The organism is Weissella sp. DD23 (assembly GCF_001579105.1).
GTDB classification, from domain to species: domain Bacteria; phylum Bacillota; class Bacilli; order Lactobacillales; family Lactobacillaceae; genus Weissella; species Weissella cibaria.
The window spans coordinates 389,991-394,271 of the sequence record NZ_KQ970390.1; the positions used below are offsets into that span (position 1 = coordinate 389,991).

General features: G+C 44.4%; 2 protein-coding genes. Both read right to left on the reverse strand.

All coding sequences use genetic code 11. The features are described from left to right. On the reverse strand, positions 1 to 494 hold a 494-nt coding region (locus WEIDD23_RS01875; protein WP_242865382.1), incomplete at its 3' end, for a response regulator transcription factor. Between the two features lie 158 nt (positions 495 to 652). Beyond that, positions 653 to 4,281: glycoside hydrolase family 70 protein (locus tag WEIDD23_RS01880; protein ID WP_062358707.1), on the reverse strand; the 3,629-nt coding region annotated here is incomplete at its 5' end.

Below are 4,281 nucleotides of genomic sequence, written 5' to 3' on the forward strand. Positions count from 1 at the left end.
TCATATTCCTTTGGTGTTAGCTTTACAATTTCACCCTGTCGTTGCACAACCATCTTATCAAAATCGATTGTTAGATTACCAAATTGTTTTAGTTTCGTTGGTGTTTTCGCTACTTGCGGTTCTTGTTGTTTATCCAAACGACGCAAAACCGCCCGAACGCGCGCAATCACTTCACGTGGACTAAATGGCTTCGTGACATAATCGTCCGCCCCAATTTCGAGACCCAAAATTTTGTCAACTTCGTCATCCAAGGCGGTAATCATAATAATTGGAATACGATTCTGTTCGCCTCGCAGTTCTCGTGTTAAGTCAACGCCACTCTTACCAGGCAACATGACATCTAGCAGCATCAAATCAATAGGATGATTCGCCAGCTGATTTCGTGCCTCGTCACCGGATGTAGCAGTCACGACCTCGAAGCCTGATTTAGTCAGGTTGTATGACAGTAGCGTCACCAATGACGGTTCATCATCTACAACTAAAATTGTTGCCATATAACAGACTCCTCAAAATATTAATTACTAATAAGTTTAACACGAAAAGACGCTTGCGCGCCCGCTAATTCTGAGTCCCAATGCAAAAATGAGCACTTATTTAGTTATCGAAACTAAAAAAGACGATACAAAATCGTCTTTTCTAGTCCATTATTCAGTTAAAACGTCACCAACGTACCAACACCAGTTTGCGCATCAAAAGTGTACGTTTGGTGCGTTAGTGGATCGGTCACGGTACCACCCTTTAGTTGCACACCATTAGCATCAAAATAGCGATACTCACCATTAATACGCTGCAAACCGGTTACCATTCGTCCCAAATCATCAAAATAGTACCATTTGCCATCATGAAACGCGTAATCTTGTTTGATTTCAGCGCCTGTTGTGCCATTAAAATAATGCACACCGTTAGTATCATAGACAAAATCATCTTTTACCTGATGATTATTATCATCAAAATACAACGTGTCTTGGCCAACCGTAATTTGTCCGCGTACCAAGTCTCCTGCAGCATCGGCGTACAACCAATGTCCATCTGTATCAAGAATAAACTGTTGCTTCACGAGATTACCACTATTGGCTTCGTAGTACCGTGCCTGATTATCGTCAGTTCGAATGAGCACTGCTTTCGCTTGGACACCGTTTGTGCCGAAATATTGTTCATGGCCGTCAACAGTCAAAGCTTGGTTACGAACAACGTTACCGTCTGCATCAACCCGGAACGCATTTGCTTGGTGGTCAGTCACATATTGATTAATGACCAGGCGACCTGTTTTATCATAGTACTGACGTTGACCATCCGCACTTTGTACAAACGCATCCGTCAGAGCAATACCGTTTGGTAGGAAGAAATACTGGTCTTGGTGCACACGTTGCTTACCCGTTACCATGACGCCCTGATCATCAAAATAATACAGCGCCCCATCGTCACCCATAATGAAGGCATCTTTGGCCGACGTACCACTCAATGTTTCAAAATGATAACCATCTGCCTCGTGATAGAATCCGGTCATCACTGGTTGTCCGAGTAATTGCTTTGGTAAGTTCACATTACCGTCATTTGCCGTCACCTTGTAATAAGCATTTGTACCATTATCACGTAGCACATAGCCAGCTCCACGGCCTTGAATTGCGGTACCATTCAAATACTTAGCTGACCATTCTTTAATTTTTACTGAATCATCAATGGTTTGTCCGGTTGAAATTTGACGTGTCGTAAATAAATCAGGGTAGAGCGCACGTAACCGCTCAAGGAACTCACCACCGTACTGTTTCTGATACTCACCGCCACCCCGAGTGCTCGTCACATATAAAATATGTTGGATGTCAGAGTGTGTATCTGGCTCACCCATATTGTTTGTTCGGGTGACTTGTACCAATTCCTTACCTGGTAATGTATACAATTGATCCGGCACAAAATCAGCCATTACTTGCATGCCATTTGCATGCAATGCTTTGATGACGTTCCGCAAATCCGTATCATCCCCATACTTAGTTGGCGTACCAAACCCTAAATCATAACGGTCAGTGAAGGCATAGCCATTTTGAATAATCGCATCCAAAAAGGTTCCGTCGGTTGAAGACCGGTATTGTGGCGCTAACTGTACCGAAGTTATTCCCCAATCGTGTAACTGGTCAGCATGATTGGCTAACACAACGTTGGTGTACGTGTCATGGCTTGTTGGCATAGCCTGGAAATTCGAAAATGATTCAAAGATGACTTGACTATCTAAAGCCGCATTAGAATGGTAGGCAGATCCATCCGTTGAACTGTTGGTTGACGCAGTAGATCGCGCATCCTGGTTCGCTGGTGCACCAGTTGGCACCCACATTGCCAAGAAGCCTGACACTTGTGGATTCAACACGCCATATACGTCATGGTTATTGAAAATTAAATCACCCTTATTATCGGTATAACGAATTGGAGCATCATCGTCATTATAAATGGTTAATCCGGTCGCGGTCGTTAGTACAACTGCTCGGAATGCTTGATTCGCGTGCGCAAGTCCCATGTGTAACACCACGTTATCTTGTTGTCCCAATTGCAACTTTGGGTTGTTGCTAATAATTAATCCCACACCCTCAGTCCGAGTCTCAGCATTTCCTAAATCACTGGCCGTCATGGCACCCTTACCAAACCGAACGCTAGTCAAGACGTCGTGCTGGTCAACCGCCATCGTTTGTCCACCAGCTACATACTTCGTGCGCGCTTGTAACATAGCCGAAATCGCATCAAAATAGGGTGATTTTGTCGCCATGAATTGCCCATCGTCAGTGTACAAGTCACCATAGTAAATTCGTGGAATAACATCCTTGTTCGTTAACAGCATGGCGTATGCAGATGGCATATTGTAGTGCGTGTAAGTTTTAACGGCCTTCTTTTGGTCCGCATTGTAAATCTTAAACGCTTCTGCCATTTGTTCTTCCGTAGGCATTAACCCGTTTCCTGCTTCTGGATGTAGCTTCGTCACGATTTCAGCAATGACTGTTTGCACTTCGCTATCATGGGCACGCACAAACGAGTAACTAGGTTGCGCCGTGTTTTCTGTATCATCATTAGCACGGTTGGTGAGATAGAAGTCCATAAAGCGTGCCATGGTGCCACGTTGTGCCTCTGGCTTGGTTAATGACCAAATCAACTGTGTGTGCATATAATCATCCATCGTTAATTGATCATTGCCGTGTGCTTGCATATACGCCGGATCGTTATGGCTCCAATCCTCAAGTATTGAAAGATGCTTATTTGATGTCGCGTCAGTCGTGGCCATGCCATAGGCATCACGGAAATACTGAGCTGCTAGTTGAAGTAAATCAGCATCGACATTATCGACCGCATCAATCCGTATGGCATCAAAATTTGCATCCGGATCATCAGCTGTAATATCCCCAAAATGCATCAAGTAGTACAACCAATTCAATTGTTCTGCCTGAACTTGTGGATTTGAATTGTCAACGTCATTTGCCAGCAATAATTCGTAACCGCCAAGCGAGTCATCAATGTGATACAAGCGTTCACCAGTCTGATTTGTTGGCGTGCGATTCATGAGGCGATAATCCGAATTAGCGTCTGTGTCGCCGTTATTCTCAAATGTTAGCGCCCCACCTTGCAAATGATCATCATTAACATCTTCACTGGTTTTATTCCACTGTGGCTGTGTCACAACAAACGCGGCCATTAATTCACGTAACCAGGCCGTTGATTGGCGCACCGTAATTTGGTGCTCAACGGCCGCTTGAATAGCATCGGTTGCCGCAGTTAGCGTGGCTTCTGAATCGGCAGCTGACACACTTGCATTTGACATATCTAATGCGTGATTCATGTAGTTCACGTAATCGGCCTGAGTTTGTTTTGTTGGCCACCAAGTTGCTAACAGTGGTCGAAATTCAGTTGGTTGCGATTCGCGCCACGTCTCACCATTTTCCAAAATATCGGTTGGGCGATACCAAGTATCAGCCGTCAGGTAGCCAGCCATCGAATCAAAATCTGCTGGTGTCGTACCATGTGCTGCATTATGTTTGATATTGTCGTCAGGAACCGGTTCCGTTTCAGGGTTGAATTCAGGATGATCAGCCGGTTGTCCAACACCTGTTTGATCATCAAAATACATCATCTTGTCATCAACTGACGTGGCAATGCCTTTCAGCATTCGACCTTGCTCATCAAAATCATAAACCTTGTTTGCAATTGTTTGGATTCCCGTGACAACATGACCTTGTGCGTCGAAATAATACGTATCTCGATTCGCTGTTTGGCCGAAATCATTCTTGATTTGATAGCCGCTTTGAT